Here is a 26,713-nt window from a genome sequence, read left to right as displayed (position 1 = left end):
GGCAGGGAGTCGGGTAGCCGACGACGCCGATTGTGCATCCGGCGACGCTTTTCGCCGGTTTTCCGTCGTAGTTTTCACTTTCGGCGCGGCGTCAGGATCTTGAGCGCGCCGGGCACCGCCGACACCTCGACCGGTAACGGGCACATGTACTCGCCGTCGGCGTAGGCGTTGATGCCGGGGGAGTCCACGGTGATCGTCTTGGCCCGTGCGGTGCTGACCTCGTCGAGGTCGACGTGGGTGCCCTTGAACACGGTGGGGAACAACCGGATCAGCCGGCTGCGCGACGCCGAGCCCACCATCGTGACGTCGAGCAGGCCGTCGGTCGGGTCGGCGCCGGGGCAGATCCGCATGCCGCCGCCGTAGCTGCGGGTGTTACCGAATGCGGCGAGCGTCAACTCCGTTGTCACCTCCTCGCCGTCGAACGACATCCGAAACGGCAGCAGTCGCAGCTTCGACAGTTCGGCGATCATCGCGAGGTTGTATCGCATGCGGCCGTGGGGCCAGCGCATCCGGTTGGTCCGGTCGGTCACCAGCGAGTCGAAACCCGCGGCCATCACGGTGCCGAACAACTTGTCGGTGCCGTCGGCCCCGCGGATCCGTCCGAGGTCGATGGTCCGGGCGACCCCGCCGGTCAGGCCGTCGACAACGACGTCGGCGGCGGCTTCGGGATCACGGGTGGGAATGTCGAATTCGCGTGCGTGGTCGTTGCCGGTCCCCGCCGGGATGATACCCAACGGGATGTCGGTCTGCGCAAGCACTTGCAGCGCAAGGGAAATGATGCCGTCGCCACCGACGACGACGAGCGCGTCCATCCCGCGTTCAAGCGCGCCCTCGACGAGTTTGCGCGCATGCTGGGCGCTGGTGCCCGCGATCGCGACGACGTCCACGCCGCGCCGATGGAATTGCGCGACAGCGCGTTCGGCCGCGTGTGGTGCGCTGCCGTGCCCCGACGCGGGGTTCGTCAGCATCGTGACCCGACCGTCGATCGTCATGGGATCAACTTGCCCGGGTTGAGGATTCCCACCGGGTCGAGCGTGTCCTTGACCGCGCGCAGGATCGCGACGCCGAGATCGCCGACCTCGTCACGCATCCACGGCCGGTGGTCGGCGCCGACGGCGTGGTGGTGGGTGATGGTGGCCCCGGTGCGCATCATTGCCTCCGACGCAGCGGCTTTCGCCTTGCGCCACTGCTCGATCGGGTTGCCGCGTTGGCCGGCGACGACCGTGAAGTACAGCGACGCGCCGGTGGGGTACACATGCGAAATGTGGCACAGCACCAGCGATGGCGTGCCGGTTTCGGTCAGCGCGTTCGTCAACGCCTCGGTGACGGCGGCCTTGAGCGCAGGCACGTTCGACCAGTTCGTCGCCGTTTCGAGCGTCTCGCACAGCGCGCCTGCTGAGAGCAGCGAGTCACGCAGATACGGCGCGTTGAACCGGCCGTGCTCCCATGCGCGTGCGGGTTCTTCACCCAGCGAGGTGCCGCCCGTGGCCTCGAGCACCGCACGCGTCTCGGAATGTCGGCTGGCGACATGGGCTTCGGTGCCCTCGAACATCGTGATCGCCAGGCAGCCTCCGGTGATCTGCTTTTCGCCGATGCTGTCGGTGGTCGCCAGGTTCACTCCGGTCTCGGCCTCGTCGGACAGCCGGATCACCGTCGGTCCTGTCCCGGTCTGCACGACGGTGCGCAGCGCGTCGGCACCCGTGGCGAAGTCGGGGAACGACCACGCCTCGTAGCGGGTGGCTGTCGGGACCGGATGAACCCGTACCCGCACGCGGGTGATGACGCCGAGCACGCCCTCCGATCCGATCAGCAGTTGTCGCAGGTCTGGTCCGGCCGCCGACTCCGGTGCGCGGCCGAGGTCCAACACGCCGACCGGTGTGACCGCGCGCAGACCGCGCACCATGTCGTTGAACCGGCCGTAGCCCGCCGAGTCCTGGCCCGACGACCGCGTCGCGGCGAACCCGCCGATGGTGGCGAACTGGAAACTCTGCGGGAAGTGGCCGAGCGAGAAGCCGCGCGCGCCCAGCAAGCGTTCGGCGTCCGGTCCGGTCACTCCTGCGCCGAGTTCGGCTTCTCCGGACACCTCGTCGAGGAAGTGCAGTTCGTCGAATCGGCGCAGGTCCAGGGAGATCGCCGCGCGGAAGTCGCCGCGGATCGGATCCAGGCCGCCGACGACGCTGGTGCCGCCGCCGAATGGGACGACGGCGATGCGACGCTCGCCGCACAGGTGCAGGATCGCGGCGATCTCCTCTTCGGTGCCCGGCAGAACCACCGCGTCCGGCGCGTCCTGCTCACCGGGATCGCGGCGACGCAGCAGGTCCAGCGTCGACTTGCCGCCGGCCCGGAGCAGACGGCCCTGATCGTCGACGCGGCAGTAGTCCCGTCCGACGATGCCGGTGAGTGCGTCGCGGTCCTCGTCGGTCAGCGCCGACGGGCGCAGTCTCACCTGTTCGGGTTTGAGTTCTTGGGTGGTCGACGTCTCGACGCCGAGCGCCTGTTCGAGCAGCGTCCGGATGCCGCCGGACAGCGGTTTCGCCTCGGCGGGGTCACCCCAGGCGTTCCACTTCATCGGGGGCAGGAGAGCGGTCGAGTGAGCATCCGGACGCGTCATGCGTTACAGTATTACACATGTCGTCAATCCGTAACGATGAGTCGACGGTCGAGGCCCGCATCATCGATGCCGCGGCGGCCTGCGTGCTCGCGGTGGGGGTCAAGCGGGTCACGCTGACCGACATCGCCCGGCGCGCGCGCATGAGCCGCCCGACCATCTATCGCAGGTGGTCCGATACGAACGGGGTCCTCGCGGCGCTGATGACGGAGCGCATCGCAGGTGTGCTGGACAAAGTGCCCGACAGCGGTTCCGACCGCAGAGCGCTGGTGCAGCGGGTCGTCGACGTGGCCCGGCATCTGCGGAACGACGAGATCATCATGTCGGTGCTGCGGGATGCACCGGAATTCGCGATGGTCTACATCGCCAACCGGCTCGGGACCAGCCAGATGATCCTCATCGACGCGTTGACCCACGCCATCAAGCTCGCCCAGGACGACGGCAGCGTGCGCGCCGGTGATGCGCGCCAGCTGGCCGCGATGTGCCTGCTTATCACCCAGTCGGCGATCCAGTCCGCGCAGATGGTCGAAAAGCTCTTGGACACCGATGCGCTCGACGCCGAGTTGGCGCACGCCCTCGACGGGTATCTGGCACCGTGACCGGCTCGACGGCTCTGAACTCCGCGCGCCGCAGCGCCGAACTGGCGGCGCTGCCCGACGGCGAGCGCGTCGACGTCATCGTCATCGGCGGCGGCATCACCGGAACGGGCATCGCGCTGGACGCGGCGACCCGCGGTCTGAGCGTCGTGCTGGTGGAGAAGCACGACCTGGCGTTCGGCACCAGCCGGTGGAGCTCCAAGCTGGTTCACGGCGGGCTGCGATATCTGGCGACAGGCAACGTCGGCATCGCCCGTCGCAGCGCGGTCGAACGCGGAATCCTGATGACGCGCAACGCACCTCACTTGGTCTCGGCGATGCCGCAGCTGGTTCCGCTGCTTCCGTCCATGAACACCGCGTCGCGGGCGCTGGTGCGTTTCGGCTTCGCCGCGGGCGATGGCCTCCGCAAGCTGGCGGGCACGCCGGCCTCGGTGCTGCCCCGCTCCCGGCGGATCGACGCGCGCCGGGCCGTCGAGCTGGCGCCGACCGTGCGCCGCGACGGTCTCGACGGCGCGTTCCTGGCGTATGACGGGCAGTTGATCGACGACGCCCGCCTGGTCACCGCGGTGGCGCGGACAGCGGCCCAGCACGGTGCCCGGGTGTTGACGCGGGTGGCGGCGTCGCACGCGACCGGCACCTCGGTGCGGCTGACCGATCAGCTCACCGGCGAGTCGTTCGACGTCGCCGCGCGCGCGGTGATCAACGCCTCCGGGGTGTGGGCGGGCGAGGTGGATTCCTCGATCAAGCTGCGGCCCAGCCGCGGAACGCATCTCGTATTCGATGCTGCGGCATTCGGCAATCCGGTTGCGGCGCTGACCATTCCGATACCCGGCGAGATCAACCGCTTCGTGTTCGCGATGCCCGAGCAGTTGGGCCGGGTGTACCTCGGGCTCACCGACGAGGACGCTCCAGGCCCGGTCCCCGACGTCCCCGAACCCGCGCCCGAGGAGGTCTCGTTCCTGCTCGACACGGTGAACACCGCCCTGGATGCCGCGTTGAGCCCGTCCGACGTGATCGGCGCCTACGCGGGTCTGCGTCCGCTGATCGACACCGGCGCGGGCCGCACCGCCGACGTCTCACGCGAACACGCGGTCGTCGAATCACCCTCGGGCGTCATCAGTGTCATCGGCGGCAAGCTGACCGAGTACCGCTTCATGGCCGAGGATGTGCTGGACCGGGCGATCGAGTGGCGCGGGCTGACCGCGACCGACTGCCGCACCCGCAACCTGCCGCTTGTCGGGGCGCCGTCGAATCCGGTTGCCACGCTGCGTCATCCGACGGAGATGCCGGGTTCACTGGTGGCCCGCTTCGGCGCCGAGGCGCCGAATGTCATCGCCGCCGCCGCGTGCGAGCGGCCTACGGAAGCGGTCGCCGAGGGAATCGACGTCATCCGTGCGGAATTCGAGTACGCGGTGACCCATGAGGGCGCGCTGACCGTCGACGACATCGTCGACCGCCGCACCCGCATCGGCCTGGTCGAGGCCGACCGCGAAGGGGTGGTGGCGGTAGCCGACGAATTCTTGGTGTCAGCGCGCGAACGGTAGCCGCGCCTCTTTCGCCGAGGCCGACGAAATGGTCGATTCCGCGCGCGCATTCCCGCCCAAACGTCGGTTTCGACGCTGAGGGTTGCGGCCGCTGGAGGTTACAGCGGGATGTTCTTGTGCCGGCCGCGGCGTGCCGGCGCCTCGGCCAGCGCCTGGGTCAGCTTGCTGCGGGTGTGCGCCGGGTCGATCTTCTCGTCCACGACGCCGATGTCGATCGCGGAATCGACTCCGCCCGCGATCTTCTCGTGCTCGACGGCCAACTGCTCGTGCAGGGCCTCACGCTCGGCGAGATCTTCCACGGCGGCCAACTTCTTCTTGTGCAGGATGCCGACCGCGGCCTTGGCGCCCATGACGGCGACCTCGGCATCCGGCCAGGCGTAGACCTTCGTCGCACCCAGCGAGCGCGAATTCATCGCGATGTAGGCGCCGCCGTAGATCTTGCGCGTCACCAGCGTGACCCGCGGGACCGAGCACTCGCCGAACGCGTGCAGCAGCTTGGCTCCGCGCCGCACGACGCCGCCCCACTCCTGATCCACGCCGGGCAGGTAACCGGGAACGTCGACGACGTTGATGATCGGAATCCCGAACGCGTCGCACAGGCGCACGAATCGCGCCGCCTTCTCGGCACTTTCGGAGTTCAGGCAGCCGCCGAGACGCAGCGGGTTGTTGGCGATGACGCCGACGGAGCGGCCGGACAACCGACCGAGACCGATGACGATCGACGGGGCCCACTTGGCCTGGAACTCCTCGAACGGCACGCCCTCGTCCAACAACGCCTCGACGAGCGGGTGCACGTCGTAGGCGCGTCGCGCCGACTCCGGCAGCAGCGCGTGCAGGTCGGTGTCGCCCGCTTCGGCCTTGGCCCGGTCGAAATGGCCCTGCTGGCAGAACAATCCGACCAGCCGGCGGCCGCGCTCGTAGGCGTCGAGCTCGTCGTCGGCGACGATGTGGCACACGCCGGACTTCTTGTGGTGGGTGTCCGGGCCGCCGAGGCTCGCCATGTCGACGTCCTCGCCGGTGACGCTGCGCACCACGTCGGGTCCGGTGACGAACACCCGGCTCTCCGGCGCCATCACGATCACGTCGGTGAGGGCGGGTCCGTAGGCCGCACCGCCGGCGGCGAAGCCGACGACGACCGAGATCTGCGGGACGTAGCCGGACGCCCGGATCATCGCCTCGAACACCAGGCCGACCGCGTGCAGCGCCTTGACGCCCTCGGCGAGGCGGGCACCGCCGGAGTGCCAGATGCCCACGATCGGGCTCTGCTCCTCGATGGCCTGGTCGTAGGCGTCGACGATATGGGCACAGCCCTCGACGCCCATGGCCCCGCCCATGACGGTGCCGTCGGTGCAGAACGCGATGGTGCGCAGCCCGTTGACGGTTCCGGCGGCGGCGAGAACGCCCGAACGGTCGCGCTCGTGGAGCAGTTCGACACTGCCGTCGTCGAAGAAGGTGCTCAGACGCAGCAGCGGGTCACGAGGGTCGAGCGATTCGCCGACTGTCTCGGGCGCCATGGTCGTCATTCAATACCTCCTGTTGCGCTGGATTCCGGGGAGTGTCAGTACTTCCCGAAAGCGAGCGCGACGTTGTGCCCACCGAATCCGAACGAGTTGTTGATCGCGTACTGGTAATTGCCTGACCGCGGTTCACCGGCGACCACGTCCAGATCGATCTCCGGGTCGAGGTTTCGCAGGTTCAGCGTCGGCGGAATGATGCCTTCGCGCAACGCCATGACGGTCAGGATGGACTCGACGGCGCCGACCGCGCCGACCGAGTGGCCGAGGGCCGCCTTGGGTGCGTACACCGCAGGCTTGTGGCCGCCCATCGCGTTGTTGATCGCCTTGCCCTCGGCCACATCGCCGACGCTGGTGCCGGTGGCATGCGCGTTGACGTGGTCGATGTCCGTGGGCTGCAGCCCGGCGAGCTGGATGGCGCGCGTCATCGCGTGACCGGCCTGTTCGCCGTTCGGGTCCGGCGCCACGATGTGGTAGCCGTCCGAGGTGATGCTGGCTCCCATGAGCCGAGCCAGGATGTTGGCGCCGCGGGCCTTGGCGTGCTCTTCGGTCTCGATGACCATCAGCGCACCCCCTTCGCCGAACACGAACCCGTTACGGTCCTTGTCGAACGGGCGGCATGCGCCGGCAGGGTCATCGTTGGTGGTGGACAAGACGATCCGCATTTGGGCGAAGCCGGCGATCGGCACTGCCTCGATCTTGGTCTCCACCCCGCCGCAGATCGCGACGTCCGCATCGCCGAGCACGATGTTGCGCCAGGCGTGCGCAATGCCTTCGGAACCCGATGCGCAGGCCGACACCGGAGTGACCACCCCGGCGCGGGCCTTTCGCTCCAACCCCACTGCGGCGGCAGCGGCATTGGGCATGTACATCTGCACGGCCAGCGGTGAAACCGCCTTGAGGCCCTTGGCGCGCATGTTGTCGTAGCTGAACACCAACTCCTCGGTGGAGCCCATGCCGGTGCCGATCGACACCATCAGCCGTTTGGGGTCGACCTCGGGGGTGCCCGCGTCCTCCCAGACCCGCCGGCTCAGAACCGTCGACATCTTCTGCAGATACGACAGCCGGCGCAGTTCCACCCGGGTCAACTCGTGGTCGAAGTCCTCGAGGAGATGCCCGCCGATGCGAACCGGCAGGTCATACTCCTCAACGAACGGGTCCTCGAGCCTGCGAATTCCGCTCTGGCCGTCCAGCAGCTTCTTCCAGGTGTCGTCCGCGCTGGTGGCCAGGGCCGTCGTCATGGCGATACCCGTGACGACGACGTTGGGGAAACCTTCCCCCGTGGAAAGTGCGGCTGACCCTGCCATTCCTGCCCGAAGATTCCTTCCGCTCAGTAGCGTCCGAAGGCCAGGGCGACATTGTGCCCACCGAAGCCGAACGAGTTGTTGATGGCGTACTGGTAGTCGCCATAACGAGGCTCGCCCGCAACCACATCGAGATCGATCTCAGGATCGGGCGTCTCGTAGTTGAGTGTCGGCGGGATGACGCCGTCACGCAGCGAGAGCACGGTCAGAGCCGACTCCAGCGCGCCGACCGCTCCGATGGAGTGGCCGAGCGCCGACTTCGGCGCGTAGATCGCGGCATGCTCCACCCCGGCCGACCGGATCGCATTGGCCTCGGCGACGTCACCGATGGACGTGGCCGTGGCGTGGGCGTTGACGTGGTGGATGTCCTTGGGATCCAGGCCCGCGGTCTCCATCGCACGCTTCATCGCCTGACCGGCGCGAAGACCGTCGGACGCGGGCGCCACCATGTGGAAGGCATCGGACGTTATGCCCGCACCCATCAGGCGGGCCAGCGGCTTGGCGCCACGAGCCTTGGCGTGCTCCTCGGTCTCGATGACCATGAGCGCACCGGCCTCGCCGAAGACGAACCCGTCGCGGTTCTTGTCGAACGGCCGCGAGGCGCCCTCGGGATCCTCATTCTTGGTCGACATCGCGCGCATCATCGAGAACGCCGCGATCGGCAGCGCTTCGATTCCGCCCTCGACGCCGCCGACGACGGCGATGTCGGCGTCACCCATGACAATCTGACGCCAGCCGTGGGCGATGGCCTCCGAACCTGATGAGCACGCCGAGACCGGGGTGATGACCCCGGCCCTCGCGCCCAGCTGCAGACCGATCACCGCGGCCGCACCGTTCGGCATGATCATCTGCACCGCGAGCGGCGACACCTTGCGGGGGCCGCCTTCGTTCATCGCGTCGTAGGTCTCGACGATCTTCTCGCCGCCACCCAGACCGGTGCCGACGACCACGGCGAAGCGATCCGGATCGACCTCGGGCGTACCCGCGGTCTCCCAGAGCTGGCCAGAGAGGAACTTGGCCATGCGCTGGACATACGACATCCGTCGCATGTCCAGTCGCGTCATGTGGTCGTCGATCGCGTCGACGAGGTGACCACCGATGCGGACCGGCAGGTCCCATTTGGTGACGAACTCATCCTCGAGGACGCGGATGCCGCTTTCTCCGGCCAGCAGCCCCTTCCACGTGCTCTCGATGTCCGCCGCGACCGACGTGGTCGCCGTGACGGCGGTCACGACGACGTTGGGGAAACCGCCGTTAGCAGTGGAAGGTCTACTCATGCCCGATCGGCTTCGATCTGCGCGCGGATGGCCGCGGCCGCTTCGGGGTTCTCTTCCTCGAGCTTCTGGATGTAGGTGACGACGTCGCCGACGGTGCGAAGACCGGCGAGATCCTCGTCGGGGATCTTCACGCCGTACTTGTCCTCGGTCTGCACGGCGATCTCGACCATCGACAGCGAGTCGATGTCCAGGTCGTCGACGAAGCTCTTCTCAGGGGTGACCTCGGAAGGCTCGATGCCGGTGACCTCTTCGATGATCTCGGCGAGACCGGTGATGATTTCGTCCTGACTGGCGGGCACGGTGGCTCCTTCTATTTAGTGGTGTTACTTGATGGGAATGACGATCGTTATGTGGTTGTGTCTGGCGCAGGCCTGCCTATGAGAGTTCGGCGAGCCCGTCCAGGTCAGCGGGGGACTTGACGGCGTGCGTCGGCACCCCCCGAAGTTCTCTTTTCGCGATACCAGCGAGCGCCCCGGCCGGCGGGAACTCGACGATCGCGGTCACAGCGAGCCGGCGCATCGTCTCGGTGCACAGGTCCCAGCGGACCGGGCGCGTCATCTGCGCCACCAGCTTGCTCATGGCGTCGGCAGCCGAATCCACCGGCTGGCCATCCGCGTTCGACAGTAGCGTCGTGTTCGGTTCGGCGCTCGTTACACCTTCGGCCGCGGCGGCATAACCGTCGAGGGCCGAGGCCATGTAGTGGGTGTGGAACGCGCCGGCCGTCGCCAGCTTGCGTACCCGCGCCTTCTCCGGCGGGTCCTCGACCAGCTTGTCCAGTGCGGCGATCGCACCGGCGGCGACGATCTGTCCGGCTGCGTTGCGGTTGGCCGGGACAAGATCGAGCGCTTCGAGGCGGGCCAGCACGTCGGCTTCCTCACCGCCGAGGACGGCGGCCATGCCCGTGGGCTCGACCGCGCACGCCTTCGCCATCTCGGCACCACGGGTGGCGGCCAGCTTGACGGCGTCGTCGGCGGAAATGACGCCGGCGATCGCGTAGGCGGCGATCTCACCGACCGAGTGGCCTGCCACGACGGTCTTCTTGTCGGCGATGACACCGCGCCGGCTCAGTTCCTCGAAGGCCAGCAGCGTGGCAGCGACGACGAGCGGCTGGGTCACCGCGGTGTCGGTGATCTCCTCTGCGGAGGCGGTGGTGCCCAACCGGACCAAGTCCAGCCCGCTGATCTCGGACCATCCGGCGAGCCGCTCGGCGGCACCGGGCAGCTCCAGCCATGCGGCGAGCATGCCGGGTGTCTGGGAGCCCTGTCCGGGCGCGAGAAGTGCAAGCACTCCTTAAGAGAACACTGTGAAGACAGGTTTGCGCGGTGTAAGAGATTATGAACCTGGTCTTATGTTTTTGTGGAGACCCCACAAAATCGCCTGTGATGCGACGCTACCGAAATCTGGCCGCGATCTACGCCTTGTCCAGCTGAGGGTTGAGCGGTGCTGGTCGCAGCGCTGAACGCGCCGGATTGATCATGTTTGCTGTGCTCGTCTGGTATGGCTGGCGGCCCAATCGGCCGACGGTGATGGCCACCCGCAGCACGTAGGCGTCGCGCGGAAGCGTGGGATCGCGCCCGGTGAAGTCGGCGATTCGTCTCAGCCGGTACCGGACGGTATTTGGATGAACGAACAATTTGCGTGCGCAGGCCTCGATGGCCCCACCGGAGTCGAGATAGGCATCGAGGGTCTCCGTTAACGCCGGACCCGCGTCGGCTAGCGGCCTCATCACCTCGGTTTCCAACGCCGCGATCGCTGACACATCGCCCAGCAGTGCGCGTTCCGGGAGCAGTTCGCGCGCCGACACCGGCCGCGGCGCGCCCGACCAGCCCACGACGGCGTTCATGCCCGCGATGGCCTCGGTCGCGCTGCGGTGCGCGCTCGCCAGCGTGGTGGCGGTGGGTCCGACCACGACCGGACCCTCGGCGAACACCGTCATCATGTCGGCCAGGAACTTGTCGGTCGGGGAGAGCACACCCGACACGATCGCGACCAGCCATGTGCCATGCACGTCCGACAGCGCGGCGCGGCCGTTGCGCCGCACGACGTCGTGGACGTCGTCGCTGGCCAGATCGATGCGGTCGGGCTGAGGCAGCCCGACGATGACGGTGGCGGGTGCGGTGGCGTCCCAGTTCAGAGTGGCCGCTTGGGACTGCAGCTCGGGGCCGACGTCGCCGCGTACCACCGCGTCGACGACGTTGGCCTCCATCCGGGTGTCCCATGCGCCGCGCGCCTCGGCCTGATCGGCGTACGCGCTGGCCGCGGCGAACGCGAGGTCGCGGCTGTAGCGCAGGATGCCCGCGGTCAGCGCGGTCAGCTGCTCCTCGGAGCGGGCCAGCAGCGGCACCACCTCTTCGAAGAACTCCATGGTGACGCGCACCATCTCCACGGACTGGCGCAGCGCGATGCGCCGCCGCAGGTCCTGTGGCACCACTTCGAAGGCCTGTGCCGTGTAGCTGACGTTGCTCTGCGGGTCGCGCATCCACTCGACGAAGTTGACCACCGCCGTCTGTACGACCAGCTGGACGCTGGCCCGCTGCGACGCCTCGAGTTCGGCGAAGAACGGCAACCGTTCCTCCAATGCGCGCACCGCGTCGGTGGCCACCCGGCCCGAGTACTGCTGCAACCGGCGCAGCACCGAGTCGGGCACGGTCTCGAGGACCTCGACCGTCGACTTCGGTGGCACGAACCGGTTGTCAGGCATCTCTAAAGGCTACGCCACCGCTATGGAGGAAACCTCCAAGCGGGGGCCCGGCTACGCCACTCTTCCGTCCAACGTCGTGGCTACGCCACTCCGGGGTCCGAGGTCTGCTCGGGGGCGGCCAGCACGTCGTCGATCTCGTACTTCTTGGCCGCCTCGACCGCGGCGGACTTGTCGATGTTGCCGTCGCGGGCCAGTCCTTCGAGCACGGCGACCGCGATCGACTCGCCATCGGTGTTGTAGTACCGACGGGCGGCGGGGCGGGTGTCGGAGAAGCCGAACCCGTCGGTGCCCAGCGTGATGTAGGTGCCCGGGACCCACGCCCGGATCTGCTCGGGAACGCCACGCATCCAGTCCGATACCGCGATGACCGGGCCTTCGGTGTCGGCGAGCACCTTGGTGATGTACGGGGTGCCCGCCGGCTGGTCCGGATGGCGCAGCCGTCGTTTCTCGATCTCGACGCCGTCTCGGTTGAGCTCACCCCAGCTGGTCACCGACCACACGTCGGCGGCGACATCCCACTCGTCGGCGAGCAGCTCGGCGGCCTTGAGAGCCGACGGCATGGCCACGCCCGACACCAGGATCTGCGCCGTATTGGACCGCTTCTCGGGTGCGGGCTGGTAGCGGTAGATGCCGCGCAGCAGGCCCTCGACGTCGAGGCCCTCCGGCTCCGGCGGCTGGACGTAGGGCTCGTTGTAGATCGTCATATAGAAGTAGACGTTCTCGGGGTCCTCGCCGTACATCCTGCTCAGGCCGCTCTCGACGATGTAGGCGATCTCGTAGGCGAACGCCGGATCGTAGGCGACGACCGCGGGGTTGGACGCGGCCAGCAGCAGCGAATGCCCGTCGGCGTGCTGAAGGCCCTCACCCACCAGCGTGGTGCGCCCCGCCGTGGCGCCGAGAAGGAAGCCTCGCGTCATCTGGTCGGCGGCCGCCCACAGGTTGTCGCCGGTGCGCTGAAATCCGAACATCGAATAGAAGATGTAGATCGGGATCATCGGCTCGTTGTGCGTCGAGTAGCACGTGCCTGCCGCGATGAAACTGGCAGAGGACCCGGCCTCGTTGATGCCCTCGTGCAGGATCTGGCCGGCCTCGGATTCCTTGTAGGCCAACATCAATTCGGCGTCGACCGAGGTGTACAGCTGACCGTTGCGGTTGTAGATCTTGAGGTTGGGGAACCACGAGTCCATCCCGAACGTGCGCGCCTCGTCAGGGATGATCGGCACGATGCGCCAACCGATCTCCTTGTCGCGCAACAGTTCCTTGAACGTCCGGACCGTGGCCATCGTCGTGGCCACCTCCTGCTTGCCGGACCCCTTCTTGAGCGCCTTATAGGTGTCCCGACCCGGCAGCGTCAGCGACTTGGTCTTGGTGCGACGCTCGGGCAGGAACCCGCCGAGCGCGCGCCTGCGGTCGAGCATGTAGCGGATCTCGGGTGCTTCCGGGCCGGGGTGGTAGTACGGCGGAAGGTACGGGTTCTCCTCGAGTTGCTGGTCGCTGATCGGGATGCGCTGGGCATCGCGGAAGTACTTGAGGTCTTCGAGCGCAAGCTTTTTCATCTGATGGGTGGCGTTGCGGCCCTGGAAGTGCGCGCCCAACGAGTAACCCTTGATGGTCTTGGCCAGGATGATCGTCGGTTGGCCCTTGTGCTCCATGGCGGCGCGGTAGGCGGCGTAGACCTTGCGGTAGTCGTGGCCGCCGCGTTTGAGGTTCCAGATCTCGGAGTCCGACATCTTCTCGACGAGCGCCTTGGTGCGGGGATCGCGGCCGAAGAAGTGGTCGCGCACGTAGGCGCCGTCGTTGGCCTTATAGGTCTGGTAGTCACCGTCGGGTGTGCTGTTCATCAGGTTGACCAGCGCGCCGTCGCGGTCGGCATGCAGCAGCGCATCCCATTCGCGGCCCCACACCACCTTGATGACGTTCCAGCCGGCCCCGCGGAAGAACGATTCGAGCTCCTGAATGATCTTGCCGTTTCCGCGTACCGGCCCGTCGAGGCGCTGCAGGTTGCAGTTGACCACGAAGGTGAGGTTGTCCAGCCCTTCCAGCGCGGCGACGTGCGCCAGGCCCCGGCTCTCGGGTTCGTCCATCTCCCCGTCGCCGAGGAACGCCCACACGTGCTGATCGGAGGTGTCCCTGATCTCCCGGTCGTGCAGGTAGTGGTTGAACCGGGCCTGGTAGATGGCGTTCATCGGGCCCAGCCCCATGGAGACCGTTGGGAACTCCCAGAAGTCGGGCATCAGCCGCGGATGCGGGTACGACGGCAGCCCGCCGCCGGGGTGGCTGTGCTCCTGGCGGAAGCCGTCGAGTTGGTCGGCCGACAGGCGTCCTTCCAGGTACGCGCGGGCGTAAATGCCCGGTGAGGCGTGACCTTGGATGAACACGTGGTCGCCGCCGCCGGGATGCTGCTTGCCGCGGAAGAAGTGGTTGAAGCCGACCTCGTAGAGCGCGGCCGACGATGCGTATGTCGAAATATGGCCGCCGACACCGACTCCCGGCCGTTGTGCGCGGTGCACCATGATCGCGGCGTTCCACCGGATCCAGGTGCGGTAGCGGCGTTCGACGTCCTCGTCGCCGGGAAACCACGGCTCCAGCTCGGTGGGGATGGTGTTGACGTAATCGGTCGACGTCAGCGACGGGATGGCCACGCGCTGTTCGCCGGCGCGTTCGAGCAGACGCAACATCATGTAGCGTGCCCGCGCGGGGCCGGACTGTTCGAGCAGCTGATCAAACGATTCCAGCCATTCGCCGGTCTCTTCGGGATCGATGTCGGGCAGATACGACGCGACGCCTTCGCGGATCACCCTGACCCGGTCGTGTTCGGCTGCGTTGGTGGAGTTTTGGGCCAGGTCCTGGCGCGCGAACTCGGTGGTCAACTTCCGCTCCTTGGTAGGCGGTTCGGGTGCCCCCGCTCCTCGCGCAGATGTTTTCTGCGCTCGAACCGTGAGCGACGGGTTCCATCCTTCTCCCATCCTGCCCCACACGCACCGGTGGGGGTTGCCGACTGCGGTGAACCGGCGGTCGCCGGAGCGACCCGGTAACGTCTGCAGCCGTGGTGATCGGTGCGCTGGTGCAAAAACCGCTGCGGATCGGCGCACTCGTGGTCGGCATCTCGGCTGCGGCCGCCATGGTCGTCGTCGGCTGCAGCAGCGTCACCGAGGGCTCCGCACAGGTGGACGCAGCCGAGGCGCCGGTGTACCGCGCGTCGGTGTCGGCCTCGCTGGCGGAGTCGGCGGCCAGTTCCAGCGCCAGGGAGTCCGAACGTCAGGCTTCGATCACCAAGGAGGCGATCCACTCCTCGTGCGAGACGCTGAGCTCCACCAGCGTCGAGGCGATCACCGCGGTCAACGCCTACGTCGATGCGTTCAACCGGAGCGCGGGGGATGTGCCCGCCAAGGCCGGGCCTGCGATCGACGCCCTGAACCACAGCGCCGACATGGTGGCGCGCTCCATCGCCGATCCGCTGGGTCCTGAGCTGACCGATGCGCTCAACGGCTGGGTGGACGCCGCCAGGGACGTGGCCACCGCGATCGCAGGTAACTACGGGCCCGACGAGTTCAACGCCGCGATCACCGCGCTCAACGACACCAAGACCACCGCGCTCAACCTCTGCGACGCCGCGTATTGACCGGGCGGATATTTGGCAAACCTTGCTGCCAGTCGCGTGCGGGTGCAGTGCTTCGTGCGACGATAGGGCGCAGGACAATCGCCTAATAGATGCCGAGCGCAACGTGCGCCCGAGCCGGCTGAAGGAGGACCGACCGTGGTCGCGGCGGATGACGCCCCGAACTACGCCCACAGACTGGGCATCCAAAAAGATCAGGTTGTACAGGAACTGGGCTGGGACGAGGACGTCGACGACGACATCCGAGCCGACATCGAGGAAGCGTGCGGCGGCGAGCTGCTCGACGAGGATGCCGACGAGGTCATCGACGTGGTGCTGCTCTGGTGGCGCGACGACGACGGGGACCTCGTGGATGCGCTGATGGACGCCATCACCCCCTTGGCCGACGACGGCGTCATCTGGGTGGTGACCCCGAAGACGGGCAAACCCGGTCACGTCCAACCGGCAGAGGTCGCCGAGTCGGCACCCACAGCCGGTCTGATGCAGACGTCATCGGCCAACCTCGGCGACTGGATCGCCACTCGGTTGGTGCAGCCGAAGTCGAAGGCAGCGGGGAGGCGCGGATGAGCGCTTGCGCGAAGACCAGAGGGCTGCGATGACGATCGAAGTCGGCGCGGAGGCGCCTGACTTCACCCTCAAGGACCAGAACGGTCAGCCCGTCACGCTGAGCGATTTCCGGGGCGCCAAGAACGTCCTGCTGGTGTTCTTCCCGCTGGCGTTCACCGGCATCTGCCAGGGTGAACTCGACGAGATCCGCGACCGGTTGCCCGAGTACGAGAACGACGACACCGCGACGCTGGCGATCTCGGTGGGCCCACCGCCCACGCACAAGATCTGGGCCACCCAGAGCGGCTTCACGTTCCCCGTGTTGTCGGATTTCTGGCCCCACGGAGAGGTCGCGATGGCCTACGGGGTGTTCAACCAGGACGCGGGTATCGCCAACCGCGGAACGTTCGTCGTCGACCGCGGCGGGATCGTCCGCTTCGCCGAGATGAAGGAGCCGGGGGAGGCCCGCGATCAGGGGCTGTGGACGGACGCGCTGGCGGCGTTGCGCTCCGGTTGAGGTGATTTCGTGTGTGACCTCGTCAACGTGTAATTTGCCCAGACGAGGGCGCGTAGCTCAGTGGTAGAGCTCTGGTTTTACACACCAGCGGTCGGCGGTTCGATACCGTCCGCGCCCACCGAATTTCTCATACGATCTGCGGGTTAGTTCGAGGCCCTCCGACGGAACGAGACGACCCATATCCGACACCGCGTTCCAAATGTTGGCGATCGGCCTGTACTTCGCCGTGATGCTCGCGATCGGCTTCTACGCCTTCCGCCAGACCAGCGATCTCGACGACTACATGCTCGGTGGACGCAGGCTCACCCCGACCGTCGCCGCCCTGTCGGCGGGCGCGTCCGACATGTCCGGATGGCTGCTTCTCGGGGTCCCCGGCGCGATCTACGCGTCCGGTCTGCTCGAGTCGTGGATTGTTATCGGGCTGGTGATCGGCGCCTGGCTCAATTGGAAATTCGTCGCCCCGCGGCTCCGGGCGTACACCGAGATCGCCAACAACTCGATCACCGTGCCGAGCTTCTTCGAGAACCGGCTGCGTGACAAGTCGCATGTCCTGCGAATCTCGGCAGGCACGATCATCCTGGTCTTCTTCACGTTCTACGTGTCGTCCGGCATGGTCGCGGGCGGCGTGTTCTTCGAGTCGTCGTTCGGCTCGTCGTATCTGACGGGCATGCTGCTGGTCGCCGGAGTCACCCTGTGCTACACGCTATTCGGCGGTTTCCTGGGCGCCTCGCTCACCGACGTCGCGCAGGGGCTGCTGATGCTCGCGGCGCTCGTACGGTCCCCGTAGCCGCAATACTTGCCACCGGCGGGCCCGGCGAGGTGGTCGATCTGGTTCAGGCCGCCGACGCCGTTCACAACGTCGGTAATCCCGGCGACGAAATCCACCGCACGTCACTGTTCTTCGGCGGAAGTTTCCTCGCCATCGTGTCGGCGGCGGCCTGGGGGCTCGGCTACTTCGGACAACCGCACATCATCGTCCGGTTCATGGCGATGCGCTCGTCGGCCGACGCGAAGGCCGGTCGTCGTATCGGCATCAGCTGGATGATCCTCACCTCCGCTGGCGCGATCACCACCGGCTTCGCCGGCCTGGCGTACTTCTTCAAAGAAGGCGTGACGTTGGACAATCCGGAGACCGTGTTTCTCCGCCTCGCGCAGGTGATGTTCCACCCCTTCGTCGCCGGGATCGTGCTCGCCGCGGTGCTGGCGGCCATCATGTCGACGATCTCCTCTCAGCTCATCGTGTGCTCGTCGGCGCTGGTCGAAGATATCTATCGTGCGTTCGGCAAGGAGGCGAGTCCGACGAGGTTGGTCCTTTATGGTCGGCTCGGGGTGTTGACCGTCGCCGTGGTGGCGGTCCTATTGGCGCTCAACCCGGATGGGACGATCCTCGACCTCGTCGGATTCGCGTGGGCAGGTTTCGGCGCCGCGTTCGGTCCCCTGATCATCCTGTCGTTGTTCTGGCGCAAGCTCACCTCGCCCGGGGCGATCGCCGGCATGATCGCCGGTGCCGTGGTGGTCGGCGTCTGGGGTCAGACCGAGGCGCTGTCGAGCGCGATGTACGAGATCGTTCCCGGCTTCGTCGCGTGTTTCGCCGTCGCGGTCGCCGTATCGCTGATGACCGCCCGCGAGGACGACGAGATCCAGCGCGAATTCTCCGAAATGGCGGCCGGTTAACCCGGCGGTGCGAAGAACTCCAAGGCGATGCCGTCGGGGTCGCGGAAGCTGAGTCCGGAACCGTACGGCGCATCGACGATCTCGCCGTGCTCGATACCGAGTTCGTCGAGGCGATCAGCCCAGCCCCCGAGTTCGCTCCTGCTCGCACACCCGAAGCCGACATGGTCGAGTCCGGAGTGAAATTCGGTGAACTGCTCGTCGGGCACCGACCGGTCGTGCTCGTGGATACCGAACAGGGTGCCGTTGTCGAATCGCCAGACGACGTGCCGGAAGCCGGTGTCGGTGTGTTCGTCGAGGACCGGTTCGGCGCCGATGAGCTCCTGGTACCAGGGCGCGCTGACCTCGAGGTCGCGCACGGTCAGGGCGATGTGGTTCAGCGAGGGAAACGGCATGTTGATTCCTTGATCTCGGTCGACTCACACGACTCGTCTGCCGCGCCGTTCCCGCGCGCGCATATCCCACAGGTACAGCCGGTAGCCGAGAATCCAGACGTCGCGAGGGATGATGCGGTCGGCGACACGCAGCGCGGTCAGCAGCGCCTCGAACCTGCGCTGCTGGCGCCCCGACCACGGCAGCCGCATGTGCTCACGAAACTCATGCGGCAGGAACCCCGTCGTGGCGAACAGGTTGAACCGGCCGGCGAGCAGCCGCAGCGGAGCGGGCAGGAACGCCATCGCGGCCACCCCGTGCAGGTGTTCGCGCACGGGTTCGTCGATGCGCAGTTCGTCCAGTGAGCGTTTCCAGTACTCGTCGAAGGCGGCGCGATCCGGCGGCCACATGTCCTCACGGACCTGCAGCGTGGTGCCGAGCTTTCTGGCGTCGAGATAGATCGCGTCGGCCGCCTCGTCGTCGAGTGGTCCGTACAGGAACTCGTGCTGGTCGATGTAGTAGCGGTACAGGCAGGCGGCCACCCATAGCTGCAGCCGGGGGTCAAACGCCTTGTACGACACCGGGCTTGACGGGGTGGACCGCACCATCGCGTGCACGCGGTCGACCTCCTCGCGGATCAGCCGGCGGTCGCTCTCGGTGCCCATCGTCGCCACCGCGAGGTAGGTCCCGGTTGTGCGCGCGCGTTTGAACGGGTGCTTGTAGACGTTGCCGCTGTCGACCGGGCTCTCCAGCACGCCGTAACCGACGCCGGGCGAGGCCAGCTGCATGATCACGTTGGCCGCCGGCGCCAGCGCTGCGGCCGGATTGAGCAAGTCGACGACGCGTCTCGGCCGACGCGGTCGCCCGAACCTCACGCGTTCGAGTAGATCACCTTGTGAGACGCTCGCGGAGTGTTTGCGCCGACCTCACGCCCGCGCATAGTGGGGATCGCGGCCGGTTGTGCCGCCGACTGGGTGTTCGGCGATCCCCGTCGCGGACATCCCGTGGCGCTCTTCGGAAGTGCGGCAGCGGCTTTGGAGCGGCGCACCTACGCCGACACCCGCGCGGCGGGCGCGCTGCACACCGCCGCGCTGCTCGGCGCGCTGACACTGCTCGGTATCGCGGCGGAGCGGGCGCCGCGGCGGGGCGTTGTTCAGGCCGCCGTCACCACGGCCGCGTCGGTGTTCGTCGCGCTGGGCGGTACCTCCCTGGCCCGCGCCGGAAACCAGATGGCGGGCCACCTGGAGCGGGGAGACCTCGACGCGGCGCGTCGCCTCCTGCCCGCACTGTGTGGCCGCGACCCCTCGGTGCTCGACGAGGCGGGACTCGCGCGGGCGGCACTGGAGTCGGTCGCTGAGAACACCTCCGACGCCCATGTGGCGCCGCTGCTGTGGGCCGCGATCGGCGGTGTTCCCGCGGTGCTGGTGTATCGCGGTGCGAACACATTGGACGCGATGATCGGCCACCAGTCGCCTCGGTACCGGCGGTTCGGTTGGGCGGCAGCGCGTTTCGACGATGCCGCGAACTATCTCGCCGCCCGCGCGACCGCGGTGCTGGTGGCCACATGTGCCCCCGTGGTCGGCGGCTCTTCCGTCGCGGCCCTGCGCGCGTGGAAGCGCGACGCGCGCCGCCATCCCAGCCCGAACGCCGGTGTGGCGGAGGCGGCCTTCGCCGGGGCGCTGGGGGTGCGGCTCGGCGGCCCCACTCAGTACGCGCACCAACTGGAGATTCGGCCGACGCTCGGCGACGGCCCGCCGCCACAGGTGGCCGACCTGCGCAAGGCTGTGCGACTGTCGCGGGCGGTACAGGTGGCGGCGGGGTTGGTCGCGATCGTGCTCAGCGCCGTCGGCCGTACCGGTCGGCGAGCTTCTCCTCGGGCGTGAGCGGAGCCTCTGGCTTCGCCTGCGCGGCCTCCCGAGCAGCCTTCTCCCGTCTGCGCTCGCGCAGTTCGGCATAGATGAAGTAGCCCAGCCCGACCGGCGCGATGATGCCGAACGCGATCCACTGAATGCCGTAGGACAGGAACGGTCCGGCGTCGAGGTGCGGCAAGGGGATCGGGCCGAGGCCGCCCGGCTGATCGGCCTCCAGCTGCAGATAGGAACCGGCCAGCGGGACACTCGTGATCGCCGAGATCTGCGCGGTGTTGATCGAGTACACCTGCTGGATGCCGTCCTGCCGGAACGGCTCCTTGCCTTGCACCAGCCCCTCGGAGTCGCGCAACCGCGCCGCGATCGTCACCGTGCCGTCCGGCACCGGTTCGATCTCCGGCACCCCCGAAGCCTGTACTGGCCGCACGTATCCACGGTCGACGAGTACCGTCGGCCCGCCGTCCACGGCGAACGGAACCAGCACCTCGAATGCGGGCTCGCCCTCGACGATCCGCAGCCTCGCGAGCACCTGGGCCTCGGGTAGATAGCGTCCGGTCGCGGTGACCCGCCGCCACTGGTCGTCCGGGGCTGCCGAGTCCTGGTTCGGCAGAAGCGAGGTCACGGGGACCGGCTCGGCGGTCAAGGAGTTCGCGATCTGCGCGTTTTCCCGCGAGGTCTTGGTGTTCTTGCCCAGCTGCCACGGCGCCAGCACTGTGAAACACAGGTACGCGAACGCGGCCACGACGACAAACAGCGCCAGCCATGACGGCCGCAGCAGGAATGACCACCGGCGCATCAGCTGGCGATTCCCCGGTCGGCAAGCTGGTCGTCGACCCACTCGTGCAGACCCGGCAGCGACGCTTCGATGACCGTGTACACGTCTTCGAAGTCGGAGTGATCGCCGTAGTAGGGGTCCTCGACGTCCAGTGCATGAGCACCCGAACGCGGGTCGAACGAGCGCAGCATCCGGATCCGTTCGGCGGGCACACCGAGATCCTTGAGCATCCGAACGTGGTTGCGGCCGAGTGCGATCACCAGGTCGGCGGACTTGTGGTCCTCGTTGACCTGGGCGGCCCGGTGCGCGGTCGGATAGCCGTGTTCGCGCAGGACGTGGCTGGCCCTGCGGTCCGCGGGCTCGCCGGCGTGCCAACCGCCGGTGCCGGCGCTGGTCACGCGGACCGCGTCACCCAGGCCGCGCTCGTCGATCTGATGGGCGAACATCTTCTCCGCCATCGGCGATCGGCAGATGTTGCCCGAGCAGATGAACGTCACGTGCAGGGGTTCAGACACCAAGCACCTCACGCAGGTCTGCGACCGAGGCGACGTGCGCGGCGGCGGCAACGGCGTCGGGTCCGTCGAAATCGTCCTTGCCGTAGCCCCATCCGACGATCACGGTCTCGATACCGTGCGCGGCGGCACCTTCGACGTCATGCGACCGGTCGCCGACCATCAGTGTGGGCTCGGGGATCTCGCCCAGCTGGGCCAATGCGTGGGCGACGACGTCGACCTTGTGTGCGCGCGAACCGTCGACGCTTGCGCCCGCGATGACCTCGAAGCAGTCGGCCAGGCCGAAGTGGGCGAGGATCCGCTGCGCGGTCGGCTCGGCCTTCGAGGTGGCCACCGCCAGGCGCACGCCGGCCGCGCGCAGATCGGCCAGCAGCGCGGGGATGCCGTCGAAGACCCGGTTCATCGCCCACCCTCGGGTCCGGTAATCGGTGCGGTATGCCTCGATGGCGTCGGCGGTGCGGTCGCCGAGCCCGAGGCTTCGCAGCGTGTGGTGCATCGGCGGGCCGATGATCATGCTGGCCAGGTCTCCGTCGGGCACGACGGCGCCGACCGACCCCAGTGCATGACGGAAACTCGAGACGATGCCCTGCGCCGAATCGGTCAGGGTGCCGTCGAGGTCGAAGATCACCAGTTGGGGGCGGGTCGCCGTAGTCGTGGAGGCCAGCATGTCGGTCACGGGTCCATTCTCCCCGATCGCAGAACGACCGCGGCCAGCGCACTAGGGTCGTGATGTGGTGAGTCCGTTGCGTGCTGCCGCGCGGTACCACGGCGATCAGGCTGTGGTCCCCGGGATGCTGGACTTTGCCGTCAACGTCCGCGCTGATGAGCCCCCGTCCTGGCTGGTCGACCGCCTCTCGGCCCGGTTGGCCGATCTGGCCCGGTATCCGAGCGCGACCGATTCTCAGCGGGCGCTCGACGCGGTCGCAGGAAGGCACGACCGCGCCGCCGACGAGGTCGTGCTGCTGGCGGGGGCGGCCGAGGCGTTCGCGCGGTTGCCGGACCTGCAGCCGCGACGCGCCGCCCTCATCGCCCCGTCGTTCACCGAACCGGAGGCGGCGCTGGCCGCGGCCGGGGTGCCCTTCGCGCACGTGGTACTGGAAGCGCCGTACACCCTGACCCCGGACGCGGTGCCCGGCGACGCCGACCTCGTCGTCGTCGGCAATCCGACCAATCCGACCGGCGTACTGCACACCCGCGAGCAGGTGCTCGCCCTGCGCAGGCCCGGGCGCATCGTGGTGGTGGACGAGGCGTTCGCCGACGCGGTTCCCGGCGAGCCCGGATCGCTGGCCGCCGACGCCCTGCCCGACGTCGTCGTCCTGCGCAGCCTGACCAAGACGTGGGCGCTGGCCGGGTTGCGCGTCGGCTACGCGCTGGGCGCGCCGGACGTGCTGGCACGGTTGACCGCACGGCGTCCGCACTGGCCCCTCGGCACGCTGCAACTCGAGGCCGTCGCGGCGTGCAGCACACCCGATGCGGTGGCCGAGGCCGACGATGCCGCCCGGCGGCTGACGGAGGTGCGCGCGGAGATGGTGGCCGGCTTGACTAGCATCGGCGTGCATGTCGTCACCGGTTCGGCCCCCTTCGTCCTGTTCTGTGTGCCGGATGCCGAACTGATGCGAAAACACCTGGATCGCAGAGGTATTGCTGTGCGTCGCTGTGACACGTTCGTCGGGCTGGACGGTCAGTTCCTGCGCGCGGCGGTACGCCCGGAGTGGCCCGTGCTGGTCGACGCGATGGCCGAGGTGCTGCGATGAGCGCCCGGCTGGCCGACATCATCGACGTGCTGGAGGCGGCATACCCGCCGGAGCTGGCGCAGGACTGGGACTCGGTCGGCCTGGTCTGCGGGGACCCGTCGGAGACCGTCGAGACGGTCACGGTTGCTGTCGACGCCACCGCCGATGTCGTCGCCGAGGTTCCCGAGGGCGGCCTACTGCTGGCTCACCATCCGCTGCTGTTGCGCGGCGTGGACACCGTGGCCGCCAGCACTGCCAAGGGCGCCCTGATCCATCGCCTGATCCGCAGCGGCCGGGCGCTGTTCACCGCCCACACCAACGCGGACTCGGCTTCGCCCGGCGTCTCCGACGCGCTGGCCGAAGCGCTCGGGCTCACCGTCGAGGAGGTGCTCGCGCCGGCGAGTGCGGAATCCGATTTGGACAAGTGGGTCGTCTTCGTGCCTGCGGAGAACTCGGAGGCGGTGCGCGAGGGCATGTTCGCGGCGGGGGCAGGGCGTATCGGTGACTATTCGCACTGCTGCTGGACCACGACTGGCACCGGGCAGTTCCTGCCGCACGACGGCGCGTCACCGGCGATCGGCAGCGTCGGATCCGTCGAACACGTGCCAGAGGACCGGGTGGAAGTCATCGCCCCCGCGCGGTTGCGCGGGCACGTGCTGGCCGCGCTGCGGGCCGCGCATCCCTACGAGGAACCCGCGTTCGACGTCTTCGCGCTGGCGCCGATTCCCGGCAATGCCGGGTTGGGACGCATCGGCGTGCTGGATCGTCCTGAACCGTTGTCGGCGTTCGTGTCTCGCGTGCGCGAAGCACTACCCCCCACGTCGTGGGGCGTGCGCGCATCTGGTGACTTGGACGCCGAGGTGTCGCGGGTCGCGGTGTGCGGCGGTGCGGGTGACTCGCTGCTCGGCCTCGTCGCACGCATGGGTGTCGACGCGTACGTGACGTCGGACCTGCGGCACCACCCCGCCGACGAACACCGACGCGCTTCGCAGGTCGCGCTCGTGGACGTCGCGCACTGGGCCAGCGAATACCCGTGGTGCCGCCAAGCCGCAGACCTGCTGCAAGCCCATTTCGGTGACGCGCTGCCTGTGCGGGTGTCCGACGTGCGCACCGATCCGTGGAATGTCGAGAGATGAGCATGAAAGCCGAAGTAGCTCAACAACAGACGCTATCCGAGTTGGCCGAGCTCGATGCTTCCCTTGCCCGGCTGGAGCATCGGGTGAAAAACCTCGCCGAACAGCAGCGGCTCGAGGAGGTACAGGCCGCGCATCGGGAGGCCAACGACCGACTGGCGGCACTGCAAATCGCCATCGAGGATCTCGACGCCCAGATCGCCAAGTTCGAATCCGAGATCGACTCGGTCCGCCAGCGTGAAGACCGTGACCGCAAGCTGCTCTCGGGCGGCTCGGTGGACGCCAAACAGCTCACCGAGTTGCAGCACGAACTCGACACCCTGGAGCGCAGGCAAGCCGCGCTGGAGGATTCGCAACTCGAGGTGATGGAGCGACGCGAGGAACTGCAACGCGACCAGCAGGCCGCGCTCGCGCGGATGGACGAGCTGCAGAACGAGCTGGGCTCCGCGCAGACCGCATGCGACGACGTCCGTACCGAGCTGGATCAGCAGCGCCACCAGAGCCTGTCGCGCCGCGACGAACTCGTCGCGGTCCTCGACGCCGACTTGGTCAGGCTCTACGAACAGCAGCGCGCCCGCGGCGGCGCGGGGGCCGGCCAACTGCAGGGGCGCCGATGCGGAGCGTGCCGCCTCGAGATCGACAAAGGGGAGCTTGCGCGCATCTCCGCGGCGGCCGACGACGAGGTGCTCCGCTGCCCTGAGTGCGGCGCGATCCTGTTGCGTCTCAAAGGGTCTGGCGGGTGAAGGTCATCGTCGAGGCCGACGGTGGCTCGCGCGGCAACCCGGGTCCGGCGGGCTACGGGGCGGTGGTCTGGTCGGCGGATCACGCCACGGTGTTCGCCGAGCGCAAGGAGGCGATCGGTCACGCGACGAACAATGTCGCCGAGTACCGCGGGTTGATCGCCGGCCTGAGCGAGGCGGCGAGCCTGGGCGCCACCGAGGTCGACGCGCGAATGGACTCCAAGCTCGTGGTGGAACAGATGTCGGGCCGGTGGAAGGTCAAGCACCCGGACATCGCGGCCCTGCATCAGCAGGCCACAGCGCTGGCCACCCGTTTCGACCGGGTCACCTACAAGTGGATTCCGCGTGCGGAGAACAGCCACGCCGACCGGCTGGCCAACGAGGCGATGGACGCCGCGGCCGAAATTCCTTCGGGCGTGGCGGGAACGGAACCGCATCAGGCGTCGAACCCCACCGCGTGGAGCGGTGCGCGTGGGGCGCCGACGCGGTTCCTGCTGCTGCGCCACGGCCAGACCGAGTTGTCGGTCGACCGTCGATACTCGGGGCGCGGTAACCCCGCGCTGACCGAACTCGGGCGTCGTCAGGCCGAAGCCGCCGCGCACTATCTCGGACAGCGCGGGGGCGTCGCGGCGGTCGTCACGTCACCGCTGCAGCGGGCGTACGACACCGCGGCGGCGGCGGCCAAAGTGCTCGGCCTGGACGTGACCGTCGACGACGACCTGATCGAGACCGACTTCGGGGCCTGGGAGGGCCTGACGTTCGCCGAAGCGGCCGAACGCGACCCCGACCTGCATCGGCGTTGGCTGCGCGACACCTCGCTTGCGCCTCCGGACGGCGAGAGCTTCGACTCCGCTGCTGAGCGTGTCGGCAGGGCGCGGGCACGGATCCTGGCAGAGCGTGGGGGGGAGACGGTGCTGGTGGTCTCGCATGTGACGCCGATCAAGACGTTGCTGCGGATGGCGCTCGACGGTGGCCCGAACATCTTGTACCGGCTGCATCTCGATCTCGCGTCGCTGTCGATCGCCGAGTTCTATGCCGACGGCGCGGCATCGGTGCGGTTGGTCAATCAGACGGCTTACCTGGATTAGTCGTGTAGGTGCAGCCGCTCGCCGTGCGGCCCGAAGATCGTGATCGCCTCGACCGGCCCGTCCACCACGCCGAACCAGTGCGGCGTCCACGTCGAGAACTCCACCGCCTCACCAGGTTTCACGGTGAAGTCGCGCTCACCGAGGATCAGGCGCAGCTGGCCGGACAGGACGTACATCCAGTCCTGGCCTTCGTGCACCGGAAGTTCAGCGGGCGGGTTGCGCCGCCGGGCGCTGATCCGGATCTTGAAGGCGTGCAGACCGCCGGCGGCCTGGCGGGTCAACGGCCAATACGTGATTCCGTGTGCGGTATGGGATCCGCTGCGCACGCGTGGGTCCTCGGCCTCCGGTGCGCGCAGCAGCTCGTCGGTGCTCACCGACAACGCGACCGCCAGTCTGGGCAGGTGGTCGAGGGCGAGGCGGCGCTTGCCGGACTCCAGCCGGCTCAACGTGGACACGTCGATGTTCGACCGCCGGGCTACATCCTCCAGTGTCAGGCCGTGCTGGGTGCGTAGTTCGCGCAGCCTGCGACGCACCCGCGCGTCGACGCTGTCTTCATCTTTTGCCTGCATGGCAAGAAAGCTTGGCAGCTTCTCGC

At 68.0% G+C, this 26,713-nt stretch carries 25 protein-coding genes, 1 tRNA gene and 1 pseudogene; 12 read left to right on the top strand and 15 right to left on the bottom strand.

Annotated features, from left to right (window positions below):
- Positions 1 to 74: 74 nt before the first annotated feature.
- Both A5759_RS15845 and A5759_RS15840 read right to left on the bottom strand, forming a co-directional pair.
- Positions 75 to 992 (bottom strand): diacylglycerol kinase, encoded by a 918-nt coding sequence (locus A5759_RS15845; protein WP_068199316.1) that lies wholly within the window; start codon positions 990 to 992, stop codon positions 75 to 77.
- A complete protein-coding gene (locus tag A5759_RS15840; RefSeq protein ID WP_068199314.1) occupies positions 989 to 2,569 on the bottom strand; it encodes an FAD-binding oxidoreductase in 1,581 nt (526 codons plus the stop codon). The genes A5759_RS15845 and A5759_RS15840 overlap by 4 nt, the downstream gene beginning before the upstream one ends.
- A gap of 59 nt (positions 2,570 to 2,628) precedes the next feature.
- On the opposite strand from A5759_RS15840, the gene A5759_RS15835 reads away from it, so the two are divergent.
- Together A5759_RS15835 and A5759_RS15830 are read left to right on the top strand one after the other, a co-directional pair.
- A complete protein-coding gene (locus A5759_RS15835; RefSeq protein WP_068199312.1) occupies positions 2,629 to 3,207 on the top strand; it encodes a TetR/AcrR family transcriptional regulator in 579 nt (192 codons plus the stop codon).
- Positions 3,204 to 4,748, top strand: a complete 1,545-nt coding sequence (locus A5759_RS15830; RefSeq protein ID WP_068199309.1) for a glycerol-3-phosphate dehydrogenase/oxidase — start codon at positions 3,204 to 3,206, stop codon at positions 4,746 to 4,748. The genes A5759_RS15835 and A5759_RS15830 overlap by 4 nt, the downstream gene beginning before the upstream one ends.
- 98 nt (positions 4,749 to 4,846) lie before the next feature.
- Here the strand turns inward: A5759_RS15830 and A5759_RS15825 are convergent, their stop codons facing one another.
- The 7 genes from A5759_RS15825 to aceE form a co-directional block, all read right to left on the bottom strand.
- Complete coding sequence (locus A5759_RS15825) at positions 4,847 to 6,271, bottom strand: acyl-CoA carboxylase subunit beta (RefSeq protein WP_066841749.1); 1,425 nt, start codon at positions 6,269 to 6,271, stop codon at positions 4,847 to 4,849.
- Positions 6,272 to 6,306: 35 nt separating this feature from the next.
- On the bottom strand, positions 6,307 to 7,569 hold the full coding sequence (gene kasB / locus A5759_RS15820; protein ID WP_068199308.1) for a 3-oxoacyl-ACP synthase KasB: 1,263 nt from the start codon (positions 7,567 to 7,569) through the stop codon (positions 6,307 to 6,309).
- A gap of 23 nt (positions 7,570 to 7,592) precedes the next feature.
- On the bottom strand, positions 7,593 to 8,843 hold the full coding sequence (kasA, locus tag A5759_RS15815) for a 3-oxoacyl-ACP synthase KasA (protein WP_068199307.1): 1,251 nt from the start codon (positions 8,841 to 8,843) through the stop codon (positions 7,593 to 7,595).
- On the bottom strand, positions 8,840 to 9,142 hold the full coding sequence (acpM, locus tag A5759_RS15810; RefSeq protein ID WP_064394089.1) for a meromycolate extension acyl carrier protein AcpM: 303 nt from the start codon (positions 9,140 to 9,142) through the stop codon (positions 8,840 to 8,842). Before acpM ends, kasA begins: the two co-directional genes overlap by 4 nt.
- A 76-nt stretch (positions 9,143 to 9,218) precedes the next feature.
- A complete protein-coding gene (locus tag A5759_RS15805; RefSeq protein WP_082962152.1) occupies positions 9,219 to 10,130 on the bottom strand; it encodes an ACP S-malonyltransferase in 912 nt (303 codons plus the stop codon).
- A 124-nt stretch (positions 10,131 to 10,254) separates the two neighbouring features.
- The gene (locus A5759_RS15800) at positions 10,255 to 11,544 is read right to left on the bottom strand and encodes a CdaR family transcriptional regulator (protein ID WP_068199304.1); all 1,290 of its coding nucleotides are present in this window, start codon (positions 11,542 to 11,544) and stop codon (positions 10,255 to 10,257) included.
- Positions 11,545 to 11,624: 80 nt separating this feature from the next.
- Positions 11,625 to 14,414: a pyruvate dehydrogenase (acetyl-transferring), homodimeric type gene (aceE, locus tag A5759_RS15795; RefSeq protein ID WP_068199301.1), complete on the bottom strand. Its 2,790-nt coding sequence runs from the start codon at positions 14,412 to 14,414 to the stop codon at positions 11,625 to 11,627.
- Positions 14,415 to 14,665: 251 nt separating this feature from the next.
- Between aceE and A5759_RS15790 the strand changes: the two genes are divergently transcribed.
- The 5 genes and pseudogenes from A5759_RS15790 (at position 14,666) to putP (ending at position 17,900) form a co-directional block, all read left to right on the top strand.
- The gene (locus A5759_RS15790) at positions 14,666 to 15,166 is read left to right on the top strand and encodes a hypothetical protein (protein ID WP_066841822.1); all 501 of its coding nucleotides are present in this window, start codon (positions 14,666 to 14,668) and stop codon (positions 15,164 to 15,166) included.
- Positions 15,167 to 15,301: 135 nt separating this feature from the next.
- A complete protein-coding gene (locus A5759_RS15785; protein WP_064347257.1) occupies positions 15,302 to 15,730 on the top strand; it encodes a DUF3052 domain-containing protein in 429 nt (142 codons plus the stop codon).
- A 28-nt stretch (positions 15,731 to 15,758) separates the two neighbouring features.
- Complete coding sequence (locus A5759_RS15780) at positions 15,759 to 16,226, top strand: peroxiredoxin (protein WP_068199299.1); 468 nt, start codon at positions 15,759 to 15,761, stop codon at positions 16,224 to 16,226.
- Between the two features lie 46 nt (positions 16,227 to 16,272).
- A tRNA-Val gene (locus A5759_RS15775) sits at positions 16,273 to 16,344 on the top strand.
- A gap of 60 nt (positions 16,345 to 16,404) precedes the next feature.
- Positions 16,405 to 17,900, top strand: a pseudogene (putP, locus tag A5759_RS15770) (sodium/proline symporter PutP).
- Here the strand turns inward: putP and A5759_RS15765 are convergent.
- Both A5759_RS15765 and A5759_RS15760 read right to left on the bottom strand, forming a co-directional pair.
- Positions 17,897 to 18,292: a VOC family protein gene (locus tag A5759_RS15765; RefSeq protein WP_068199298.1), complete on the bottom strand. Its 396-nt coding sequence runs from the start codon at positions 18,290 to 18,292 to the stop codon at positions 17,897 to 17,899. The pseudogene putP and the gene A5759_RS15765 sit on opposite strands and share 4 nt — an antisense overlap.
- A gap of 24 nt (positions 18,293 to 18,316) precedes the next feature.
- The gene (locus A5759_RS15760) at positions 18,317 to 19,144 is read right to left on the bottom strand and encodes an oxygenase MpaB family protein (RefSeq protein ID WP_068199296.1); all 828 of its coding nucleotides are present in this window, start codon (positions 19,142 to 19,144) and stop codon (positions 18,317 to 18,319) included.
- A 36-nt stretch (positions 19,145 to 19,180) separates the two neighbouring features.
- Between A5759_RS15760 and A5759_RS15755 the strand changes: the two genes are divergently transcribed.
- On the top strand, positions 19,181 to 20,152 hold the full coding sequence (locus A5759_RS15755) for a cobalamin biosynthesis protein (protein ID WP_068199294.1): 972 nt from the start codon (positions 19,181 to 19,183) through the stop codon (positions 20,150 to 20,152).
- Here A5759_RS15755 and A5759_RS15750 read toward each other — a convergent pair.
- The 3 genes from A5759_RS15750 to A5759_RS15740 are packed head-to-tail and all read right to left on the bottom strand — an operon-like array spanning position 20,106 to position 22,091.
- Positions 20,106 to 20,933: an SURF1 family protein gene (locus tag A5759_RS15750; protein WP_068199291.1), complete on the bottom strand. Its 828-nt coding sequence runs from the start codon at positions 20,931 to 20,933 to the stop codon at positions 20,106 to 20,108. The two genes, A5759_RS15755 and A5759_RS15750, sit on opposite strands and share 47 nt — an antisense overlap.
- On the bottom strand, positions 20,933 to 21,427 hold the full coding sequence (locus A5759_RS15745; protein WP_068199289.1) for a low molecular weight protein-tyrosine-phosphatase: 495 nt from the start codon (positions 21,425 to 21,427) through the stop codon (positions 20,933 to 20,935). The genes A5759_RS15750 and A5759_RS15745 overlap by 1 nt, the downstream gene beginning before the upstream one ends.
- Positions 21,420 to 22,091: an HAD-IA family hydrolase gene (locus tag A5759_RS15740; RefSeq protein WP_066841824.1), complete on the bottom strand. Its 672-nt coding sequence runs from the start codon at positions 22,089 to 22,091 to the stop codon at positions 21,420 to 21,422. The genes A5759_RS15745 and A5759_RS15740 overlap by 8 nt, the downstream gene beginning before the upstream one ends.
- Positions 22,092 to 22,155: 64 nt before the next feature.
- On the opposite strand from A5759_RS15740, the gene cobC reads away from it, so the two are divergent.
- Genes cobC through A5759_RS15720 form a run of 4 tightly spaced genes read left to right on the top strand, consistent with a single transcriptional unit; the run spans position 22,156 to position 26,118 of the window.
- Complete coding sequence (gene cobC / locus A5759_RS15735; RefSeq protein WP_066841774.1) at positions 22,156 to 23,178, top strand: Rv2231c family pyridoxal phosphate-dependent protein CobC; 1,023 nt, start codon at positions 22,156 to 22,158, stop codon at positions 23,176 to 23,178.
- On the top strand, positions 23,175 to 24,293 hold the full coding sequence (locus tag A5759_RS15730) for a Nif3-like dinuclear metal center hexameric protein (protein WP_066841775.1): 1,119 nt from the start codon (positions 23,175 to 23,177) through the stop codon (positions 24,291 to 24,293). The genes cobC and A5759_RS15730 overlap by 4 nt, the downstream gene beginning before the upstream one ends.
- 2 nt (positions 24,294 to 24,295) lie before the next feature.
- Positions 24,296 to 25,033 carry a zinc ribbon domain-containing protein gene (locus tag A5759_RS15725; protein WP_068199288.1) on the top strand — a complete coding sequence of 246 codons (738 nt, stop codon included), beginning with the start codon at positions 24,296 to 24,298 and terminating at the stop codon, positions 25,031 to 25,033.
- The gene (locus A5759_RS15720; RefSeq protein WP_068199286.1) at positions 25,030 to 26,118 is read left to right on the top strand and encodes a bifunctional RNase H/acid phosphatase; all 1,089 of its coding nucleotides are present in this window, start codon (positions 25,030 to 25,032) and stop codon (positions 26,116 to 26,118) included. The genes A5759_RS15725 and A5759_RS15720 overlap by 4 nt, the downstream gene beginning before the upstream one ends.
- Here the strand turns inward: A5759_RS15720 and A5759_RS15715 are convergent.
- Positions 26,115 to 26,687 (bottom strand): helix-turn-helix domain-containing protein, encoded by a 573-nt coding sequence (locus A5759_RS15715; RefSeq protein WP_068199285.1) that lies wholly within the window; start codon positions 26,685 to 26,687, stop codon positions 26,115 to 26,117. The genes A5759_RS15720 and A5759_RS15715 overlap by 4 nt on opposite strands.
- Positions 26,688 to 26,713: the final 26 nt, after the last annotated feature.

It is taken from the genome of Mycobacterium sp. 852014-52144_SCH5372336 (assembly GCF_001665615.1).
GTDB lineage: Bacteria > Actinomycetota > Actinomycetes > Mycobacteriales > Mycobacteriaceae > Mycobacterium > Mycobacterium neumannii_A.
The sequence above is the reverse complement of the archived record's forward strand: the minus strand, read 5'-3'. Positions and strand labels throughout refer to the sequence as shown.